Raw genomic sequence first — 19182 nt, forward strand, 5'->3', positions numbered from 1 at the left:
GGGCGATGACAGCCTGATGAAGATTCTGGACACACAGGACAATCCAATGTCGGAGAGGGCAAGCGCCCTCCCACATTTGCCTGTATCTACAGCGTTCAGTCGTCGAGGGCTTTGACGGATTTGGGCGAGAGACGCAGGCTGCGCAAGCTGCGCTTCACGCTCTTGAGGTGATTGACCAGGCTCGGCCCGCGCGCCATGGCCACGCCCATGGCCAACACATCGATCACCACCAGATGGGCGATACGTGAGGTCAGCGGGGTGTAGATTTCAGTGTCTTCGTGCACATCGATGGCCAGATTGACCGTGGACAGTTCCGCCAACGGTGTCTGGCTCGGGCACAGGGTGATCAACGACGCACCGCTTTCACGCACCAGGTTGGCGGTGATCAGCAGGTCCTTGGAGCGGCCCGACTGGGAAATGCAGATCGCCACGTCGGTCGGCTTCAAGGTCACGGCCGACATCGCCTGCATATGCGGGTCGCTGTAGGCCGCCGCCGTGAGCAATAGACGGAAGAATTTGTGCTGGGCATCGGCCGCTACCGCACCGGAGGCGCCAAAACCGTAAAACTCCACACGCTGGGCCTGAGACATGGCCGTCACGGCTTTTTGCAGCGCCACCGGGTCGAGCTTTTCGCGCACTTCCATCAGGGTGTGCAAGGTGGTGTCGAAGATTTTCAGGCTGTAGTCGGCGACGGAATCGTCTTCGTGAATCGCGAACTGACCAAAGCTGGCGCCAGCAGCCAGGCTTTGGGCCAGTTTGAGTTTTAAGTCCTGGAACCCGGAACAACCGATGGCGCGGCAAAAACGCACGATGGTCGGTTCGCTGATGCCCACGCTGTGGGCCAGGTCGGCCATGGAACTGTGCATCACAGCCGCAGGGTCAAGCAGCACATGATCGGCAACCTTGAGTTCCGATTTGCGTAACAGGTGGCGCGACTGGGCGATATGTTGCAACAGGTTCAAAGGGCAGGACTCTTGTTATTGGCAGGGCCAGGGGATGTAGCAAGCTTGTAGTTATACTACAAGAATTGCGCTTTTGCCCGTCCAACACGTCACTAAATCGCCCTGCTGCCCTCTGATTCAAAGGGCAGACGCTTTGTAGCCACAATGGCGCCCTCGGCGCCCCTAAGGAAAATCCGCATTTTTCCGTAACAAATCCGCCACCCCCTCGGCCTGCATCGGCCGACTGATCAGATAGCCCTGCACCTCGTCGCACTGCTCTGCGCGCAGGAAATCCAACTGCTGGTGATCTTCCACCCCTTCGGCCACCACCTTGAGCGCCAAGCCGTGGGCCATGGCGATGATCGCGCGAGTGATCGCCGCGTCTTCGCGGCCTTGGCCCAGGCCGCGAATAAACGTTTGATCGATCTTTACGTAATCCACCGGAATGCGCTTGAGGTAACTGAGGGACGAATACCCCGTGCCAAAGTCATCGATGGCCAGCTTCACGCCTAGATCGCGTAATTGCTGGAAGGTCGCAATGATGTGTTCGACGCTGTCGAGCAACTGACTTTCGGTCAGTTCCAGCTCCAGGTACTGCGGGTCCAGACCGGTTTCCTCCAACACCTGGCGCACCAGGCTGACCAGTTTGCCCTGACGCAGTTGGTGCACCGACAAATTCACCGACACCCGAATCGGCGCCAACCCCTGACGCTGCCATTCGCACGCCTGCCAGCAGGCTTCACGCAACACGAACTCCCCCAGCGGCACGATCAGGCCGGTCTCCTCGGCCAGGCCGATAAACTCGGCCGGCGGCACCATGCCCCACTGCGGATGCTCCCAGCGGATCAGCGCCTCGGCGGCGTTGAGCTTGCCGGTGGCCAGGCACAACTTGGGCTGGTAGAACACGCTGAGCTGGCGCTCTTCGATGGCTTTGCGCAGGTGGTTTTCCAGCTGCAAGCGCTCCAGGGTGCTGGCTTGCAGGCTGTCGGTGTAGAACTGGAAGTTGTTGCCGCCCAGATGCTTGGCATGTTGCATGGCCATGTTGGCTTGGCTGACCAGCGCGGAAATTTCCCGTGCGTTATCCGGCAAAAGGCTGACACCCATCGACGCACTGACCACCAATTCATGCCCCTCCACCGTGACCGGCACCCGCAGCTTGGCCAGCAGCCGCGTGGCCACCCGCGCCAGGCTCGACAGGCTGCCGTAGGCATCGAACAACACGGCAAATTCATCGCCGGACAAGCGCGCAATAGTGTCGGCCTCGGGCAAGGCGTTGATCAGGCGGCGCGCCATTTTCTGCAGCAACTGGTCGGCCACTTCGTGCCCCAGGCTGTCATTGAGCAGCTTGAAGCGGTCCAGATTGATATGCAGCAGCGCCAGGCTGCGCCCTCCTTTACGCACTCTTTGATGGGCTTCACGCAGCCGTTCACGGAACAGCGAGCGGTTAGCCAGGCCGGTCAGTTCGTCGTAGTGAGTAAGGTGACGCATGCGTTCTTCGGACTCGCGGCGCGCCGACAAATCGGCGAAGAATCCCACGATATGACTGACGTTTCCCCGAACATCGCGCACTACATTCAATTGCAGCCATTGCGGGTAGAGTTCGCCGTTCTTGCGCGTTTCCACCAATTCGCCCTGCCAGGTGCCGTGCGTGAGCAGTGCCTGACGGATCATCGGGAAGTGACGCCGCGCATCGCGGCTGCTGGGCAACTCCACCACGTTGCGGCCCAGCATGTCATCGCGATCAAAGCCGGTGACACGGCTGAACGCCTGGTTGACGGCAATCAGCACGTAGTTCGGGTCGAGGATCACAATGCCTTCGCTGGCCGCCTCGAACACCGTCGATGCCAGGCGCTGTTGCTCTTCCAGGGCTTTGCCGGCGCTGATATCCCGGCGGGTGCCGAGCATACGGATCACGCGCCCGCTGGGGCTATGTTCAACCGCACGGCCGCGGTCTTCGATCCAGACCCAGCGACCGTCGGCGTGCCGCACACGGTATTCCACCTGGTAGTCCTCGCTACGGCCTTTGAGGTGCTCTACCAGTGCGCGCTTGAGCAATGGCAGGTCATCGGGGTGCAGGCGCGGCTTGAGGTGACTGAGCATGGCCGTGATGCATTCAGACTCCAGGCCGAACAGCTCTTTGATCTGGGTGTGATGCACTTCGTCGGTTTGCAGGTTCCAGTCCCACAACCCCAACTCACTGGCCTGCAACGCCATGGCCAGGCGCGCTTCGCTTTTATTCAGGGCCTGACTGGCGAGATCCAGCTCCTGGCTGCGTTGGGCCACGCGATCCTGCAAGCCGACTTGCACATCGCGCAACTCCTGCTCGACCTGGCGCCGTTGCTCGACTTCACGCACCAGGTCCTGATTCAACTGCTCACTGCGCTGCTGCGCCTGCTGCAGATGCTCGATCAATGCCTGGTTCTGAAAGCGACGCAATAAGCCACGCTGAATCAGGCGATTGACCTGCCATGCCACCAGGCTCAAGGACGCCAGCAGAATCAGGCCGAGTACGCCCCAACCTTGTTGCTGCGGCTCGCCGTTCCAGAACAGATAGACAATGGAAGGCACCAGGCAGGGCAAAGCAAATGACAGAAACGCAGGAAAACTTACGGCATACGCCACGCTGGCCGACAACGTGGCTGCACCGATCAGGCCGAACACCCAGGCCTGCTGCATAAAGCTGTTGACCGGCGCCAGGGCGATGGCGGCGGTGGCCAAGGTCAGACCGCTGACTGCCGAGCCGAGCATGAACATGCGTCGCCAAATCGGCCTGGCCTGACGGCTGGGCATGGCCGAATCGAAAGCCGCCACCTGGATCACGCGCAGCGCCACCAATGCCAGCAGCCACACCAGCCAGATGCTGTCGAGCAGGTATTGGGCGGGGTTCCACAACAACCAGGCACACACCACCCCGTTGACCAGCATCAACAAGGTCGGCAGCAGCGACCCCTGATACAACAGGCGTGTGCGTTCGACGGCCATTTCGGTGGCGTACTGTTTGTGAATAACCTGCGCGGGCGCGGGCGCGGCCGAGGAGCTGGGCAGGTCAGTGCTGAGGGTCATAGGCAGTGTTCTTATAATGGTGAGCCCGAAACGTCGACGGAGCATACACAAGCAAGCGCTCCGGCCAAACTGCTCCACGTCATAAAAACCTCACGGCTGCGCCGCGCAAACCTTTGGGCCAGACGGCTTGAGCGAGACACCGCGCGGGCTGCGTCACCTGACCAACCGGTCATCCGCCGCGCCGGCGCATGGAGCATGCCGAAGGTTTTGTCTCGACCGCCCGGCATTGGCATTTGCCCCACTCCCCCGAGGGCCATAGAATGCGCCGATGCGCGATGATCTCTCTCTTTTGCTTAATTCCCTCAACGATGCCCAACGCCAGGCCGTAGCAGCCCCCGTTGGCCGTCAGTTGGTCCTGGCCGGTGCTGGCTCCGGTAAAACCCGAGTGCTGGTGCACCGTATCGCCTGGTTGATCCAGGTCGAGAACGCATCGCCGCACTCCATCCTGTCGGTGACGTTCACCAACAAGGCCGCCGCCGAGATGCGCCATCGCATCGAGCAGCTGATGGGCATCAGCCCGGCCGGTATGTGGGTCGGCACCTTCCACGGCCTGGCGCATCGCCTGTTGCGTGCCCACTGGCAGGAAGCGGGCCTGAGCCAGACCTTCCAGATTCTGGACAGCGACGACCAGCAACGCCTGGTCAAGCGCGTGATTCGCGAGTTGGGCCTCGATGAACAACGCTGGCCCGCGCGTCAGGCCCAATGGTTTATCAACGGCCAGAAAGACGAAGGCCTGCGCCCGCAACATATTCAGGCCAGTGGCGACCTGTTCCTGGCTACCATGCGCAGCATTTATGAAGCCTACGAGGCTGCTTGCGTACGCGCCGGCGTGATCGACTTCTCCGAATTGCTGCTGCGCGCCCTTGACCTGTGGCGCGACAATCCGGGCTTGCTGGCCCATTACCAGAAGCGCTTCCGGCACATTCTGGTGGACGAGTTCCAGGACACTAACGCCGTGCAGTACGCGTGGTTGCGCCTGTTGGCCAAGGGCGGCGACAGCCTGATGGTGGTGGGCGACGACGATCAGTCGATCTACGGCTGGCGCGGCGCGAAAATCGAGAACATCTATCAGTATTCCGAGGATTTCCCGGACGCGGTCACTATCCGCCTGGAGCAGAACTACCGCTCCACCGCCGGCATTCTCAAGGCCGCCAACGCCTTGATCGCCAACAACACCGGGCGTCTGGGCAAGGAATTGTGGACCGACGGCGGCGAAGGCGAAGCGATCAACCTGTACGCCGCATTCAACGAACACGATGAAGCGCGCTATGTGGTCGAAACCATCGAAAGCGCCTTGAAAACCGGCATCGCCCGCAGCGATATCGCCATTCTGTACCGCTCCAACGCCCAATCGCGGGTGCTGGAAGAAGCCTTGTTGCGCGAGCGCATCCCCTACCGCATTTATGGCGGCCAGCGCTTCTTCGAGCGCGCGGAAATCAAGAACGCCATGGCCTACCTACGGTTGCTGGAAGGCCGTGGTAACGACGCGGCGTTGGAGCGGGTGATCAATATCCCGGCCCGTGGCATCGGTGAAAAAACTGTTGAAGCGATCCGCGAGCATGCCCGCCACGCCGGTGTGTCGATGTGGGAGGCCATGCGCCTGCTGATCGCCAACAAGGGTTTGACCGGTCGCGCAGCCGGGGCGCTGGGCGTGTTTGTCGAACTGATCGAGAACCTCGCGGCCAAGTGCGCGGAAATGCCCCTGCACTTGATGACACAGACCGTGATCGAGCAGTCCGGATTGATCGCCTATCACGAAGCGGAAAAAGGCGAGAAAGGCCAGGCCCGGGTGGAAAACCTTGAGGAACTGGTCAGCGCGGCCCGTGCATTCGAGAACACTGAGGAAGACGAAGAACTGACCCCGCTCGCCGCATTCCTCGGCCATGCGTCCCTGGAAGCCGGCGATACCCAGGCCGACGAGCACGAAGACAGCATTCAGCTGATGACCCTGCACAGCGCCAAGGGCCTGGAATTCCCGTACGTGTTTCTGGTGGGCATGGAAGAGGGCCTGTTCCCACACAAGATGAGCCTGGAAGAACCCGGCCGCCTTGAGGAAGAACGCCGGCTGGCCTACGTGGGCATTACCCGGGCCATGCAGAACCTGGTGATGACCTACGCCGAGACCCGACGGCTGTACGGCAGCGAAACCTACAACAAGGTGTCGCGCTTCGTACGCGAAGTGCCCAAGGGTCTGATCCAGGAAGTGCGCTTGTCCAACAGCGTCAGTCGCCCGTTCGGCGGTGGCCAGCAGCAGAACTCCAGCAACATGTTCGCCGGTTCCGAGATTCCGGAAACAACGTTCAGCCTTGGCCAGCAGGTCAAGCATGCGATCTTCGGCGAAGGCGTGATCCTCAACTTCGAAGGCGCCGGTGCCCAGGCCCGCGTGCAGGTGAACTTCGCCGAAGGCAGCAAGTGGCTGATGATGGGTTACGCCAAGCTCGAAGCGATCTGAACCGCGGGCTAGCCGCTCGTTATCCTTGTTTTTAACGAGCGCGAGCCCATACCTGTAATTAGTCCTACAGATCTTTCGGATTCAGTCCTACGCAAAAGCCCGAAACATTATGTCGCTAGCCACTGTCATTACACCTGTGCAACATGGCGCGCGTGCAATCCACAAATGGGAATTCCCTTTATGAAACGTTTTCTTAGCATCGCCATGGCGTTGTGCATCGGCCTGACGATGAGCCTCGACGCCAACGCCAAACGCTTCGGTGGCGGCAAAAGTTCGGGCGCAGCCCCCACTCACCAGACCAGCCAAATGGCCCCATCCGCCGGTGCGGGCGGTGCAGCAGCCACCGCAGGCGCGGCCGGTGCAGCAGGCGCTGCGGCCAAAGCTGGCGGCGCTTCGCGCTGGTTGGGCCCTCTGGCCGGTATCGCAGCCGGTGGCCTGCTGGCATCCATGTTCATGGGTGGTGGCTTCCAGGGCATGCAGATCTTCGACATCCTGATCCTGGCGGTCATCGCCTTCGTGATCTTCCGCTTTATCGCCGCCCGTCGCCGCAAGCAGCAGGAGCACCTGGCTCCGGCCGGCGCGCCGATGCAGCGTGAAGTGTTCGAGCAGAAGCCGGCCATGGGCTCGATCTTCGGTGGTTCGGCAGCGCCTGCCGCCCGTCCGGTGATCAATGCACCGGCCTGGTTCAACGAAGAGCGTTTTATCGAAGCGGCCCGCAGCCACTTCCAGTCCCTGCAGCAGCACTGGGACGCCAACGAAATGGACAAGATCGCCGAGTTCGTGACCCCACAACTGCTGGAGTTCCTCAAGCGCGAACGCGCCGATCTGGGCGACGGTTTCCAATCGACCTATATTGACGACCTGCGCGTCCAGCTTGACGGTGTGGATGACCGCGCCGACAAGACCATCGCCACCCTGACCTTCAGCGGTGTGTCGAAAACCTCGCGTTTCGACCAGGGCGAAGCGTTCAGCGAAAGCTGGAACATGGAACGCGCCCAGGGCGATAACCAGCCTTGGCTGGTCGCCGGTATCCGCCAGAACGGCTGATCCCCGCTCGCTTGAGGCCGCAACAACGAAACCCCGGACCTGTCCGGGGTTTTCTATTTCACGGTTGCACTTATAGCGAGCTACTGTATAAAACGCCCCTATCAACCCGCGCCATCAGCAAGAGGATCCCGGCCGTGGAAGAAATCATCGAACAACTGCGTGAAGCCAACGAACCGGTTCCGGTTCCGCTGGAACTGCCTGACGAAGACCTGCTGGTGGAAATCGAAGAACAGCTGTTCATCGATATCCCCTTTGTCTTCCGCGAATTTCTGCTGACCGTCAGCGACGTGGTCTACGGCAGCCTGGAGCCGGTGACCGTCACCGACCCTCAATCTCATACCTACCTGCCGGACGTGGCCGCCAATGCCTGGGATGCCGGTGTGGAGCGTAGCCTGATCCCGATCTGCCAGGACGGCGACGACTACTACTGCGTTGAGGAAGACGGCACTGTGGTGCTGTGGTCCGCCGAAGAGGAACTTGTCCAGGAAGAAACCTGGGAATCGGTCTGGCACTGGGCGCGGGACGTCTGGCTGGAAAGCTGAGTCCCGTACTCGGCGCTTTAGTGCTCCGGCGTATCGTTATGGTTGTCCAGCGTTTCCAACAACGCGACCTGCATCCGCGTATGCACGCGGATGAACCAGCGCCAGAGCACCGCCGCCACCGCCGCCGCCACCACCGCGATCAGCACCAGCAACTTGTTGGTCGGCAGGATACTGGCCGACAACGCGGCCAAAAGCAGAAAGATCACCAACAGCGACAGAATCGGAATCAGCTCGGCAATCACCCGCCGCACACGCTGGGTATGCCGCCCGGCCATTTCCGGCTTGACGCTCATCTCCGCTAGCAACATCGACAGGGCTTTGAGCTTGCGGTACGCCGCGATCAAAAACGGCAGCGACAACAGCAGCGCCCCGCCCCAGATCAATGCCTTTTGCCAGCTGGGATCGCTGATCCAACCTTCCAGATACCCGCCGATACGTGCGGCGAAATAGCTGCCGGCAAAGAAGATCGCCACCACCAGCGCCAGATTCACTCCCACTTGCAGGACGATTTTGCGGATCATCGCCGCCAGCATCGCGCCCTCTCCCTGAGGCTGAATGCTGCGCAGCCATTCGCCATACATACCGAACACCCGGCTCATGCGCCGAGGCATCACTGCCGCCATCTTCAATGACAACGGGTCGGCCCCACGAATCAGATAGGGGGTGAGCAAAGTGGTAATTGCCGAGACCGCCACCGCCACCGGATACAGAAAGTCGCTGGTCACCTGCAACGTCATCCCCAGCGCCGCGATGATGAAGGAAAACTCACCTATCTGTGACAGGCCCATGCCAACCCGCAATGACGTACGCCCATCGTTACCCGCGATAAACGCCCCCAGGCCACAGGAGAGCATCTTGCCCAGCACCACCGCCACGGTGATCACAGCGATAGGCCAGGCGTACTGAAGCAGGATTTGAGGGTCGATCATCAGACCGATGGCGACAAAGAAAATCGCACTGAACATGTCGCGAACCGGCTCGATCAGGCGCTCAATCTTAAGCAACTGCCGCGACTCGGCCATGATCGCGCCAATCAGGAACGCGCCCAGCACCATGCTGTATTCCAGCTTGACCACCAGCAGGCAGAAACCGAAGCACAGGCCCAACACGGTAATCAGCAACATCTCGTTGCTTTCGAACTTGGCCACATAGGCCAGCAGGCGCGGCACCAGCAAAATACCGATCACCAGCGCGACGACCATGAACAGCGAGAGCTTGCCGACCGTGGAAAACACCTCGCCGGAGCTGACCGTGCCGCTGACGGCGATGCTCGACAACAGCGCGATGATGCCGATCCCGAGGATGTCTTCCACGATCAGCACGCCGAAAATCAGTTGGGCGAAGCGCTGGTCTTTCATCTTCAGGTCATTGAGGGCTTTGACGATGATGGTGGTGGAAGAGATGGCCAGGATCGCGCCGAGGAACAGCGAGTCCATGGTGCTCCAGTCGAACCAGCGGCCAATTTCGTAGCCGATCCAGATCATCAGGATGATTTCCAGGAACGCCGCGATAAACGCAGTGGCCCCCACCTTGAACAACTTGCGTAGGCTGAACTCCAGGCCCAGGCAGAACATCAGGAAGATCACCCCCAGCTCGGCCAGGGTCTTGATGGTGTCTTCGTCGTGGATCAGCCCGAAGGGTGGCGTGTGGGGGCCGATGATAAAGCCGGCGACGATATACCCCAGCACCACAGGCTGCTTAAGCCGATGAAACAGGATGGTAACCACCCCTGCCACCAACATGATCACAGCCAAGTCCTGGATAAAGCTGATGGCGTGCATGGCGAGGGGGCTCCTTGAGGGTACCGGCGCTTTTCCCACTTCAGCTCGCAGCGTTAACTGGTCTTAAAAAGCTGAAGGAAAAGTCTACCTAAATCGTAAGAAATGCCCTGAGACGGGCTTTTGAAGGTTAACACCGCGACTTCCGGCGAAAAGCCGGTGCAATATATGGAAACAGATCGGCCTACGCGTGACGGCAAGCCGCCCGCCGGCGTCCCGTTAGGGCTAGCGCAGTAAAGAGTCCAGCACCCGCAGAGGTGCTCCCCCCACCAATGCCTACAACCCGTGAGTGTGCTATGGAACCCGGAAACGCCCAGCTGTCGATGACGGTCTTGATGACCCCTGATATGGCCAACTTCTCAGGCAATGTCCACGGCGGCACGTTGCTCAAGTACCTCGACGAAGTGGCCTACGCCTGCGCCAGCCGTTACGCCGGGCGCTATGTGGTGACGTTATCGGTGGATCAGGTGATTTTCCGCGAGCCGATCCATGTCGGCGAGCTGGTGACCTTTCTCGCTTCGGTCAACTACACCGGCAATACCTCCATGGAAGTGGGCATCAAGGTGGTCACCGAGAACATTCGCGAGCGCTCGGTGCGGCATACCAACAGCTGCTTCTTTACCATGGTGGCGGTGGACGACCAGCGCAAACCGGCGGCCGTACCGCCATTGCAACCGCATAACAGTGAAAGCAAGCGGCGCTTTGTGCAGGCTCAGCAACGTCGGCAGATCCGCCAGGAGCTGGAAAAGCGCTATCAGGAAATCAAGGCCGACGCACCGTAAGTCCGAGGCCGTAAACCCAACAACAATGTGGGAGCGGGCTTGCGCCCACATTGGGTCAGGTGTGCTTACAAAGTGATGGGTGTCGCTTCGAAGCGAACGCGAGGATGGGCGATACGGTCCTGGGCGCGCACCAGTTCCAATTCATAACTGGCGCAAGCCTGGGTCTCCAGCAGTACTTCGTGGACGGCCGCAGCGGTGAACTCAAAGGCCGCCAGTAAGCTGTCGCCCAACAACACACGGGCCAGGAATAACCCGGATGTCAGGTCTCCCACCCCCACCGGCTGGCGCGGGAAGGCCAGCAACGGCCGGCGCAGGTGCCAACTGGCGTCGGCGGTTACCAGCAGCATCTCGAAGCCGTCCGGCAACTTGCCCGGGTAATCCAAATGCTTGACCAGAACCGCCTTGGGCCCACGGGCTAGCAACGCCTTGGCCATGGCCAGGCAATCGAACAGCGAGCGCGGTTTGCGCCCGGCAAAACTATCCAGTTCCAGTTGGTTGGGGCACAGGAAGTCGGCCATGGCCGCGGCTTCATCAAGCAGAAAATCGCTGACTTCCTGGGGCACGATGCAGCCTTTTTCCGGATGCCCCATTACCGGGTCGCATAAGTAAAGCGCCTTGGGATTGACCGCCTTGATGCGCGCCACACCATTGAGGATCGCCCGGCCCTGGTCCGCACTGCCCAGGTAACCGGACAGGATGGCGTCGCAGTTACCCAGCTCGCCGATGGCGGCAATGCCTTCCACCAACGCAGGAATTTGCTGCGGCGCCAACACTTCTCCCGCCCACTGTCCATACTGGGTGTGGTTGGAGAACTGCACCGTGTTGAGCGGCCAGACGTTTACCCCGACCCGCTGCATGGGGAACACGGCGGCGCTGTTTCCGGCGTGGCCAAAGACCACATGAGACTGGATCGCAAGCAGATGAGGGGTGCGTTTCATGCAGGGGATTTCCGTAAAGCCGTTTGGATTCTGGCCGCGCAGTATGCGACTAAACGCAGCCTGTACGACAGACCGGCGACACAGTTAAGCTGCTCTCACTTTGTTGGAGTTCATCGCATGCTGACCCTGGGAAACATGTTTGTGTTGATGCTGCTGGCGACCGGTGCCGCCTGGGTGTGGCACAACCACGGCTTGCGCGAGCGCGCGTTGGAGCGGGTCAAGCAGCATTGCGCCAAGCTCGACATCGAGCTGCTGGACGGCGCGGTAGCGCTCAAGCGCATCGGCTTTGTAAAAGATGCCAATGGGCGGCGGCGTTTGGCGCGGGTCTACAATTTCGAGTTCACCGTGACCGGCGAAACCCGCCACCCCGGCACCATCACTCAGTTCGGCGCCCATAGCGCGCAGATTGAACTGGCGCCCTACCCGTTCGAGATCAAGACACCTTTGCCCAGCGCCGAGATTATCGAGCTGAGCCAATGGCGCCAGGACCACAGCACCAAGCACCGTCAATAACGGCAGGCCGCCAACTCGGCCTGCAATGCCGCCACGTCCTGTGGCGTGCTGAAGATCAATTCAACACGAGAATCACGGCGCCATTCGCTGGGCAGCCACGCGAGCGAGCAGTTATCCACCGCATTGGCGCTGACCCAACCGTCGCGGCTGTGGATAACCAGCTTGGCGCGCCGCCACGCGAGGTCTGCCAGCCACGCCGCCACGCGTTGAGTGTCGAATTGCTGGCTAGGATGCCAACGCCAACCCACACTCCAGCCGCCGTCCTGGGCATGGCTCAAGCAGATCGGCACGGTCGGATCGCTCCAGATCGCCGGTATATGCGCCAAGCCTTGAGACTCATGACCTTTATCCACAGCCTCGCCCGCGTGCTGATCCAACCCCGGCAGCAGGGCCAATGGCAGATGCGCCTGATGGGTCCAGTAACGCGGGCAATCGGGTAACCGGGCCTCAATCGCCTGACGCTGCACCGCGTCCAGCCCCTCCTCCTTGTTCAAGACCAGCAGCCCAGCATTGGTCAGCGTTTCCTGTTGTGCCGGCGGCAAGGGGTTGCCTCTGGCCAGGGCCTGGGCATCCAGGACCAGCACACACGGCTGGACCGTCAACACGCCCTGCCACGGCGCCTGGCGCAACTGCTTGAGCAACTGCGCCGGGTGGCCCAACCCCGATGGCTCGATAAACAAACGATGCGGCTTGGCCTTACGCAACAAACGGCCAAGACCTACCTGGAACGGTGCACCGTTCACACAACACAGGCAGCCACCGGCGACCTCGCCCAAGGCAATACCGTCGTCATCCTGGGTCAGCAGCGCGGCGTCCAAGCCGATCTGGCCGAACTCATTGATCAATACTGCCCAGCGCTCATCTTCCGGGCGTTGGGCCAGCAGTTGCTTGATCAGGCTGGTCTTGCCGGCACCTAATGGCCCGGCTATCACATGAGTGGGAATGTTCTGCAGCATAGAGGGCATCATTCAGGCCGTGTAGAGCGCTTGATCCTACGCGGTTATGCCAGCCAATCCAGCGTCAGGATCAATCGGCGCTCGCCTTCTTTGAGCGCCGGCGAACGATGGATCAAACCGTGGCCTTCGTTACCGTGCCACTTGCTGCCTTTGAGCAAGGCCACTTCGCCACAATGGATCTGCTCAACACGCGAGGTGGGTTCGGCTTCGGGTTGTCCCAAGCGACGCCGGTCCATGACCCCCTCCCGCAACCACTGGCTGCCGACCCCGGCATAGGTGGTGATCAGCCGCACCGGTACGTGGTCGACGTGAAACCGTGGGCACATGGCTTTATCCAGCAAGCGCAGGCGCACGCCTATGCGTCGGGCGCCGAGCAGGCAGGCAAAGGCGCTGGTCAACCAGGACACATCGGCAATAAATCCCTCATAGCCTTCAAGATCGCGGCAATTGCCCGCCAATCCTTGCAAATTCGGCACTGCCTCATCACTGCCCAGTTCCACCACCAACGAATCGGCTACGGGCTCGTTGAGCGAAACCAGCAAGGCGCCGAATTCGGCAATGTGCAGGGGTAATTGGCGCTGCCACAGCGCCAGATTTACGCCATCTTCGAGGATCTCAGACAGCGCCAACGGGGTTTCGCCGCGGGTTTGGCGAATCAGCGGGCGCAAGGGCGTCAGTGCAGCGAGCATCAGGCCACCTCGTCGTACCAAGGGCCAAAAGGATCGGCCAGCAAGCGCCATCCATCGACACCCAGAGCCATTTCTGCATCGGTGAGCAAGCACGCATCCAACTCGGCGCGTAGCTGGGCAAAGTCGATGTGTTGCCCGATAAACACCAGTTCCTGGCGGCAATCGCCGCTGCTCAGTTGCCAATTGCCCATGATTGCCGCGACGCTTTCTTCATCCTGCGGCCACTGGTTTTTCGGCACGAAACGCCACCAGCGCCCGGCGAATCCATGGCGCATCAAGCCACCGGCCTGGGACCAACTGCCCGCATCCTGATGCTTGCTGGCCAGCCAGAAAAAGCCTTTGGAACGCAGCAATTTGCCGTTGACCCAGGGGCGGTCAATAAAGTCGTAGAAACGCTGCGGGTGGAACGGGCGCCGCGCACGATAAGCGGTGGACGCGATACCGTACTCTTCGGTTTCCGGCACATGCTCGCCGCGCAATTCCTGCAGCCAGCCGGGCGCCTGGGCGGCGCGCTCGAAGTCGAAGCGGCCGGTGTTGAGGATCTGGTCCAGAGGCACCTCGCCCATCACCATCGGGATGATCTTGGCGTGAGCGTTGAGGCGCTCAAGGATCGCCATCAACTCCTCGCGCTCGTGCTGGCTGATCAGGTCGATCTTGCTGATCAGAATCACGTCGGCGAACTCGATCTGCTCGATCAGCAGGTCGGTGATCGAGCGCTCGTCCTCTTCACCCAACGTCTCACCGCGCGAGGCCAGGCTTTCGGCAGCCTGGTAGTCGAGCAGGAAGTTGATGCCGTCGACCACGGTGACCATGGTGTCCAAACGTGCGATATCCGCCAGGCTTTGCTGGTTTTCATCGCGGAAGGTGAAGGTTTCGGCCACCGGCAGAGGCTCGGAAATACCCGTGGATTCGATCAGCAGGTAATCAAAGCGCCCGTCCCTGGCGAGCTTGGCGACTTCTTCCAGCAGGTCTTCACGCAAGGTGCAGCAGATGCAGCCGTTGCTCATCTCCACCAGTTTTTCTTCGGCGCGGTTGAGGGTGACATCGCGCTGCACTTGGCTGCCGTCGATGTTGATTTCACTCATGTCGTTGACGATCACCGCCACCCGCAGGTTGTCGCGGTTGCGCAGGATGTAGTTAAGCAGCGTACTTTTACCGGCGCCGAGGAAGCCGGACAGCACGGTAACGGGGAGTCGATTGGGCATCAGGTCATACTCATCAGGCCGCCCGTTCGAATCGGGCTGTTATTAATGTTATAGTATAACAACACAAATAAGCCAACCCCCGCTTGCTCAACGTGATGAAGACGGCAATGCTGGCGCCTGCTGATGTCGAGAACGCCCATGAACTATCTGCTGTATGGCCTGCTGCTGATTTTCGCGACCCAGGCCAATGCCCAAACACCAAGCCTGTTGGCCAACTGCACGCGCAGCGCCAACCTGCTGGCCTGCGTAGACCCGCTGGGCAACGCCTACAGCGTAGCGACGGTTGGCAGCACCACATATTTGCGTGGCTTTGAGGTGATAGGTAAACGCTACTGGGCGCAGACCAACAGCCGTTACGGACAATTGACGTTCTTTACCGGCCTGGCGTCGGACGGCGAAGCGTGGGTCGGTTACACACGCAGAGTCGGTTGGACCACGATCAACCGCTTCTCCAGTTCCGGGGGCGCCGGCGCCACCTTCACCTGCAGCCGTCTCACCGGCTGCTAAGCACGGGCGTTTTTCTGGTCTTGCACCCAGGCCATATAGCTGTTGATCGGCGGATTCTTCTGGAAGTAATTTCTCAGGCCCTCGAATAATCCGTCAGCCACAGCCTGCTGGTGACGTGCAGTCACAAGCCGCTGCGCGTCCCGGGCATTGGAGATAAACCCGGTCTCCACCAGAATCGACGGCACATCCGGTGACTTGAGCACCGCAAAACCGGCCTGTTCCACACGCTTCTGATGCAACGACGTGATGCTCTGCAAGCTGCCCAGCACCGAACTGCCCAATTGCAGGCTGGAAGCGATGGTGGCGTTCATCGACATATCAAGAATCACCCCGGCCAGCATCGGGTCCTTGTCCTTGAGATTGAGCAGCGTGGTGGCGCCCAGCAGGTCCGCGCCGTTTTCGCGCTGAGCCATAAAGCGCGCCGTGGCGGAGGTGGCGCCGCCTTCGGACAACGCATACACCGAAGCCCCCGACGCGGTCAGGCGTGGCGCGGCGTCGGCGTGTACTGAGATGAACATATCGGCTTTGTGTCGACGGGCGATGTCCACGCGCTTGCGCAGCGGCACGAAGAAGTCGTCGTTGCGCACCAGCTTCACATCAAAGCCCTTTTCGCGCTTCAAGCGCTTGGCCAGCAGTTGGGCGATGGACAACACCACATCTTTTTCGCGCTGGCCCTTGGAGCCAATGGCGCCGGGGTCTTTGCCGCCGTGACCGGGGTCGACCACTACGATGATGTCGCGCTTGGGATGGGCTTTGTCCACCGAAGCCACTAAAGGCGCCGATTCAGCTGCGATTTGACGGGGCGCCTGAGTCGCGCGGGTCAAGTCCAGCACCAGACGGTGCCCTTGGCCATCCTGGGGCGGCAGCACAAAGCTGTTGAGCTGCATCGGCGCCGCCAGGTCCAGCACGATGCGCGTGTCGTTCTGGCCGAAATGTCCCGAACGAATCGAAGTGATGCCGCTGTTTTTCAGCACCAACTGCGAAAAATCCCCACTGAGCCCGGCGCCGCTCAGGTCGATGATCAAACGCTCCGGCGCGGTCAGCGAGAATGTCTTGTACTGCACCGGTCCACTAAGGTCGAACACCAGCCGTAGCTTGTCGTCCGAACGCCATAAGCGCGCGTTGCGGATTTGCGTGGCGTGAACCGTGAACGGCAGGACGAAGAGTGGGCTGGCCAGGAGCAGGTTAAGAAGCTGACGTCTGTGCATGACAAATACCGCAAATAAAGGAGCGTCCCTGCTCGACATGGCTGAACAAAGGCGGGCGTAGAAAATTCATCGTCGATTTGATTGTTATACTATAACATGTCGAATTATTTCCAACGATGGACCTGCTTATGAACGCGCTGACCTTGCCGGACATTGCCGCGCAGGCTTCACGCCAAGCCTTGCCACTCGACTGGGTCGGCATGTGCGGCATTGCCCTGCCAATTCTGATAGACGGCCAGCGCCTGGCCGCCACCGCCGACGCGGGTGTCAGCCTCGACGACGGCACCGCACGCGGCATCCACATGTCACGCCTGTACCTGGCACTGGAGATGCTCGACCAGCAGCCCCTCACCCCTGCACTTCTGCGCACTGTACTGCAGCGTTTTCTCGACAGTCATGAAGGTTTATCTAAGAACGCTTACCTGCGCATCCACACTGATTTGCTGCTCAAGCGCCCAGCGTTGGTCAGCCCGTTGGCCGGCTGGAAAAGCTATCCGGTCAGCATCGAAGCGCAGTTGAAAAACCAGATGTTCCACGTGGAACTAAAAATTGACGTCGCGTACTCCTCAACCTGCCCATGCTCCGCTGCGCTCGCCAGGCAGTTGATTCAGCAGCAATTTATCGATGATTTCGCCAACACAGCCTTGCAGCATGCAGACGTGCTGACCTGGCTCGGCAGCGCCAAGGGGATTGTCGCCACACCCCACAGCCAGCGCAGCAGCGCGCAACTACATGTGCACCTACAAGGTGAGCAACTGCCCTTGGTGGAACTGATCAACGACGTCGAAGCCGCCCTCGGCACCGCCGTGCAAACCGCGGTGAAACGCGCCGACGAGCAAGCCTTCGCCCTGGCCAACGGGCAGAACCTGATGTTCTGCGAAGACGCCGCCCGCCGCGTCAACCTCGCCTTGAAACGCTCGGACGCGATCAACGCCTTTCATCTCAAAGTGATCCACGCCGAAAGCCTGCACGCGCACGATGCCGTGGCTGAAAGCCGCTGGACGAGACACTCTGCATGATCACCTGCACCGCTTTGCGCTGGGGCGCCCCCGGCCAACCGCTGACGCCACCTGTGGATTTCACCCTGGAAAAAGGCAGCCTCACCGGCGTGATCGGCGCCAATGGCACCGGCAAGAGCAGCCTGCTCAAAGTCATTGCGGGCCTGCAAAAGCCGTTGACCGGTAAGGTCAGCGTGAACGTGCCGCGACGTGGCGGCCTGGCGTTCCTGCCGCAGCAACAGCACTTGGATCGCCAGTTCCCCATCAGCCTGCAAGAACTGGTCGCCGCCGGTTTCTGGGGTTTGCAGCTCAGCCCGCAACAGCGCAGCCAGCGCCTGCAAGCCGTACTTGAAGACTGGTGCCTCAGCGGCCTGGAACAGCGCCCGTTAATGGCCTTGTCTGGCGGCCAGTTGCAGCGTGCGCTGCTGGCACGCATGAGCCTGTCGGAGTCGTCGGTGCTGCTGCTCGACGAACCCCACGCTGCCCTTGATGAAGAGGGTCAGGCGCTGTGCTGGAAACACATCCATGCCTGGCACGCGTCGGGCCGCACCTTGTTGGTGGTCTGCCATGACCTGGCATCCGTGCGCCATCACACCCAGAACGTATTGCAGATCAAAAGCACCGGCTGCTTGTTGGGCCCGAGCAAAGAGCTGATCCGCCCCCAGCCCCAAATGCAGGTGGCCTGATGCACTTCGCCGCCCACCTGTGGATGCCATTCTTTGACTTCGTGTTTATGCGCCGCGCACTGATTGGCGGGCTGGTGCTGGCGTGCAGCACCGCGCCGCTGGGCGTGTTCCTGATTCTGCGGCGCATGAGCCTGATCGGCGACGCCGTGGCCCACGGCATCCTGCCCGGCGCCGCTCTGGGGTTTTGGTTCGCCGGTTTGAGCCTGCCGGCGCTGACCCTGGGCGGGCTCGGTGCCGGCCTGGGCATGGCCGGATTGTCGGCGTGGATCACCCGCCGCACCGGCCTGCGCGAGGACGCCAGCCTCGCCGCCATCTACCCCATTTCCCTAGCCGCCGGCGTGTTGATCCTCGGCATCGCCGGCAAACGCCTGGACCTGTTGCACCTGTTATTCGGTTCTGCCCTGGCGGTGGATGAAACCACCCTTACCGGCATGCTGTGGGTGTCAGGGTTCAGCCTGATCGCCATGACGCTGATCTACAAACCGCTGCTGCTGGACACACTCGACCCACTGTTCCTGCAAACCGTCAGCCGCCTCGGCCCTCTGGCTCACGGGCTGTTTTTGACCCTGGTGGTGCTGAACCTGGTGATCGGTTTCCAAGCCATCGGCGCGCTGATGGTGGTGGGGTTGATGATGCTGCCGGCCATCGCTTCACGGTTCTGGAGCCGGCGCCTGCCGGTGTTGATCGCGGTATCGGCGGTGCTTGGATGCCTGTCGGTATGGCTTGGCTTGTTGCTGTCGTTCTACTACTCGTTGCCCAGCGGCCCAGCAATCGTGCTGGTGGCGGGCGCCGGGTACTTGTTGTCTGTGGTCTTCGGTCCGGTGCACGGCTTGCTGCGCCGCCCGCCCCTACTGTCATCCCAATGAGGTGTTTGCCG

General features: G+C 60.9%; 17 protein-coding genes. 9 read left to right on the forward strand and 8 right to left on the reverse strand.

Annotated elements, in window-relative coordinates; genetic code table 11:
- Nucleotides 1–95: 95 nt before the first annotated feature.
- Nucleotides 96–962 carry a transcriptional regulator HexR gene (hexR, locus tag HRH33_RS00590; RefSeq protein ID WP_003187110.1) on the reverse strand — a complete coding sequence of 289 codons (867 nt, stop codon included), beginning with the start codon at nucleotides 960–962 and terminating at the stop codon, nucleotides 96–98.
- Nucleotides 963–1124: 162 nt separating this feature from the next.
- Entirely contained in the window at nucleotides 1125–4004 is a 2880-nt protein-coding gene (locus HRH33_RS00595; RefSeq protein WP_034139861.1) for a GGDEF domain-containing phosphodiesterase, read from the reverse strand.
- 268 nt (nucleotides 4005–4272) lie between these two features.
- On the opposite strand from HRH33_RS00595, the gene uvrD reads away from it, so the two are divergent.
- The 3 genes from uvrD to HRH33_RS00610 all read left to right on the forward strand — a co-directional run bounded on the left by uvrD (nucleotide 4273) and on the right by HRH33_RS00610 (nucleotide 8045).
- On the forward strand, nucleotides 4273–6456 hold the full coding sequence (uvrD, locus tag HRH33_RS00600) for a DNA helicase II (protein ID WP_173603345.1): 2184 nt from the start codon (nucleotides 4273–4275) through the stop codon (nucleotides 6454–6456).
- A gap of 180 nt (nucleotides 6457–6636) precedes the next feature.
- A complete protein-coding gene (locus HRH33_RS00605) occupies nucleotides 6637–7503 on the forward strand; it encodes a Tim44 domain-containing protein (protein ID WP_034101550.1) in 867 nt (288 codons plus the stop codon).
- A gap of 134 nt (nucleotides 7504–7637) precedes the next feature.
- Nucleotides 7638–8045 (forward strand): SMI1/KNR4 family protein, encoded by a 408-nt coding sequence (locus HRH33_RS00610; RefSeq protein ID WP_034101551.1) that lies wholly within the window; start codon nucleotides 7638–7640, stop codon nucleotides 8043–8045.
- Between the two features lie 17 nt (nucleotides 8046–8062).
- Here HRH33_RS00610 and HRH33_RS00615 read toward each other — a convergent pair whose 3' ends face one another.
- Nucleotides 8063–9826: a cation:proton antiporter gene (locus HRH33_RS00615; RefSeq protein ID WP_034101552.1), complete on the reverse strand. Its 1764-nt coding sequence runs from the start codon at nucleotides 9824–9826 to the stop codon at nucleotides 8063–8065.
- 293 nt (nucleotides 9827–10119) lie between these two features.
- Here HRH33_RS00615 and HRH33_RS00620 point away from each other — a divergent pair, with 293 nt between their 5' ends.
- Nucleotides 10120–10605, forward strand: coding sequence for an acyl-CoA thioesterase (locus HRH33_RS00620; RefSeq protein ID WP_034101553.1), 486 nt, complete (start codon nucleotides 10120–10122; stop codon nucleotides 10603–10605).
- A 65-nt stretch (nucleotides 10606–10670) separates the two neighbouring features.
- Here the strand turns inward: HRH33_RS00620 and pdxY are convergent, their stop codons facing one another.
- Nucleotides 10671–11543 carry a pyridoxal kinase PdxY gene (pdxY, locus tag HRH33_RS00625; RefSeq protein ID WP_167417345.1) on the reverse strand — a complete coding sequence of 291 codons (873 nt, stop codon included), beginning with the start codon at nucleotides 11541–11543 and terminating at the stop codon, nucleotides 10671–10673.
- A gap of 117 nt (nucleotides 11544–11660) precedes the next feature.
- On the opposite strand from pdxY, the gene HRH33_RS00630 reads away from it, so the two are divergent.
- A complete protein-coding gene (locus HRH33_RS00630; protein WP_034101555.1) occupies nucleotides 11661–12056 on the forward strand; it encodes a DUF3301 domain-containing protein in 396 nt (131 codons plus the stop codon).
- Here the strand turns inward: HRH33_RS00630 and HRH33_RS00635 are convergent.
- The 3 genes from HRH33_RS00635 to zigA are packed head-to-tail and all read right to left on the reverse strand — an operon-like array spanning nucleotide 12050 to nucleotide 14906.
- Nucleotides 12050–13012: a CobW family GTP-binding protein gene (locus tag HRH33_RS00635; protein WP_167417346.1), complete on the reverse strand. Its 963-nt coding sequence runs from the start codon at nucleotides 13010–13012 to the stop codon at nucleotides 12050–12052. The genes HRH33_RS00630 and HRH33_RS00635 overlap by 7 nt on opposite strands.
- Before the next feature lie 44 nt (nucleotides 13013–13056).
- The gene (locus tag HRH33_RS00640; RefSeq protein ID WP_167417347.1) at nucleotides 13057–13701 is read right to left on the reverse strand and encodes a DUF1826 domain-containing protein; all 645 of its coding nucleotides are present in this window, start codon (nucleotides 13699–13701) and stop codon (nucleotides 13057–13059) included.
- Complete coding sequence (gene zigA / locus HRH33_RS00645; RefSeq protein WP_034139866.1) at nucleotides 13701–14906, reverse strand: zinc metallochaperone GTPase ZigA; 1206 nt, start codon at nucleotides 14904–14906, stop codon at nucleotides 13701–13703. Before zigA ends, HRH33_RS00640 begins: the two co-directional genes overlap by 1 nt.
- Before the next feature lie 138 nt (nucleotides 14907–15044).
- On the opposite strand from zigA, the gene HRH33_RS00650 reads away from it, so the two are divergent.
- Nucleotides 15045–15413 carry a glutamine synthetase gene (locus HRH33_RS00650; RefSeq protein WP_094064434.1) on the forward strand — a complete coding sequence of 123 codons (369 nt, stop codon included), beginning with the start codon at nucleotides 15045–15047 and terminating at the stop codon, nucleotides 15411–15413.
- Here HRH33_RS00650 and HRH33_RS00655 read toward each other — a convergent pair.
- On the reverse strand, nucleotides 15410–16621 hold the full coding sequence (locus HRH33_RS00655; protein ID WP_034115489.1) for an N-acetylmuramoyl-L-alanine amidase: 1212 nt from the start codon (nucleotides 16619–16621) through the stop codon (nucleotides 15410–15412). The two genes, HRH33_RS00650 and HRH33_RS00655, sit on opposite strands and share 4 nt — an antisense overlap.
- A gap of 128 nt (nucleotides 16622–16749) precedes the next feature.
- Between HRH33_RS00655 and folE2 the strand changes: the two genes are divergently transcribed.
- From folE2 to HRH33_RS00670, 3 genes are read left to right on the forward strand one after another with little or no spacing between them, the layout of a single operon-like run.
- Complete coding sequence (folE2, locus tag HRH33_RS00660; protein ID WP_034139869.1) at nucleotides 16750–17640, forward strand: GTP cyclohydrolase FolE2; 891 nt, start codon at nucleotides 16750–16752, stop codon at nucleotides 17638–17640.
- The gene (locus HRH33_RS00665) at nucleotides 17637–18305 is read left to right on the forward strand and encodes a metal ABC transporter ATP-binding protein (RefSeq protein ID WP_167417348.1); all 669 of its coding nucleotides are present in this window, start codon (nucleotides 17637–17639) and stop codon (nucleotides 18303–18305) included. Before folE2 ends, HRH33_RS00665 begins: the two co-directional genes overlap by 4 nt.
- The gene (locus HRH33_RS00670; protein WP_094064437.1) at nucleotides 18305–19171 is read left to right on the forward strand and encodes a metal ABC transporter permease; all 867 of its coding nucleotides are present in this window, start codon (nucleotides 18305–18307) and stop codon (nucleotides 19169–19171) included. Before HRH33_RS00665 ends, HRH33_RS00670 begins: the two co-directional genes overlap by 1 nt.
- Nucleotides 19172–19182 lie beyond the last annotated feature (11 nt).

This window comes from Pseudomonas rhodesiae, from assembly GCF_013285305.1.
GTDB lineage: Bacteria > Pseudomonadota > Gammaproteobacteria > Pseudomonadales > Pseudomonadaceae > Aquipseudomonas > Aquipseudomonas rhodesiae.

What these genes read in the sequence shown, in the direction of transcription:
- HRH33_RS00595 (WP_034139861.1), bottom strand. Translation starts at nt 4,004, where the DNA reads ATGACCCTCAGCACTGACCTGCCCAGCTCCTCGGCCGCGCCCGCGCCC.
- uvrD (WP_173603345.1), top strand. Translation starts at nt 4,273, where the DNA reads ATGCGCGATGATCTCTCTCTTTTGCTTAATTCCCTCAACGATGCCCAA.
- HRH33_RS00605 (WP_034101550.1), top strand. Translation starts at nt 6,637, where the DNA reads ATGAAACGTTTTCTTAGCATCGCCATGGCGTTGTGCATCGGCCTGACG.
- HRH33_RS00615 (WP_034101552.1), bottom strand. Translation starts at nt 9,826, where the DNA reads ATGCACGCCATCAGCTTTATCCAGGACTTGGCTGTGATCATGTTGGTG.
- HRH33_RS00620 (WP_034101553.1), top strand. Translation starts at nt 10,120, where the DNA reads ATGGAACCCGGAAACGCCCAGCTGTCGATGACGGTCTTGATGACCCCT.
- pdxY (WP_167417345.1), bottom strand. Translation starts at nt 11,543, where the DNA reads ATGAAACGCACCCCTCATCTGCTTGCGATCCAGTCTCATGTGGTCTTT.
- HRH33_RS00630 (WP_034101555.1), top strand. Translation starts at nt 11,661, where the DNA reads ATGCTGACCCTGGGAAACATGTTTGTGTTGATGCTGCTGGCGACCGGT.
- HRH33_RS00635 (WP_167417346.1), bottom strand. Translation starts at nt 13,012, where the DNA reads ATGCTGCAGAACATTCCCACTCATGTGATAGCCGGGCCATTAGGTGCC.
- HRH33_RS00640 (WP_167417347.1), bottom strand. Translation starts at nt 13,701, where the DNA reads ATGCTCGCTGCACTGACGCCCTTGCGCCCGCTGATTCGCCAAACCCGC.
- zigA (WP_034139866.1), bottom strand. Translation starts at nt 14,906, where the DNA reads ATGCCCAATCGACTCCCCGTTACCGTGCTGTCCGGCTTCCTCGGCGCC.
- HRH33_RS00650 (WP_094064434.1), top strand. Translation starts at nt 15,045, where the DNA reads ATGAACTATCTGCTGTATGGCCTGCTGCTGATTTTCGCGACCCAGGCC.
- HRH33_RS00655 (WP_034115489.1), bottom strand. Translation starts at nt 16,621, where the DNA reads ATGCACAGACGTCAGCTTCTTAACCTGCTCCTGGCCAGCCCACTCTTC.
- folE2 (WP_034139869.1), top strand. Translation starts at nt 16,750, where the DNA reads ATGAACGCGCTGACCTTGCCGGACATTGCCGCGCAGGCTTCACGCCAA.
- HRH33_RS00665 (WP_167417348.1), top strand. Translation starts at nt 17,637, where the DNA reads ATGATCACCTGCACCGCTTTGCGCTGGGGCGCCCCCGGCCAACCGCTG.
- HRH33_RS00670 (WP_094064437.1), top strand. Translation starts at nt 18,305, where the DNA reads ATGCACTTCGCCGCCCACCTGTGGATGCCATTCTTTGACTTCGTGTTT.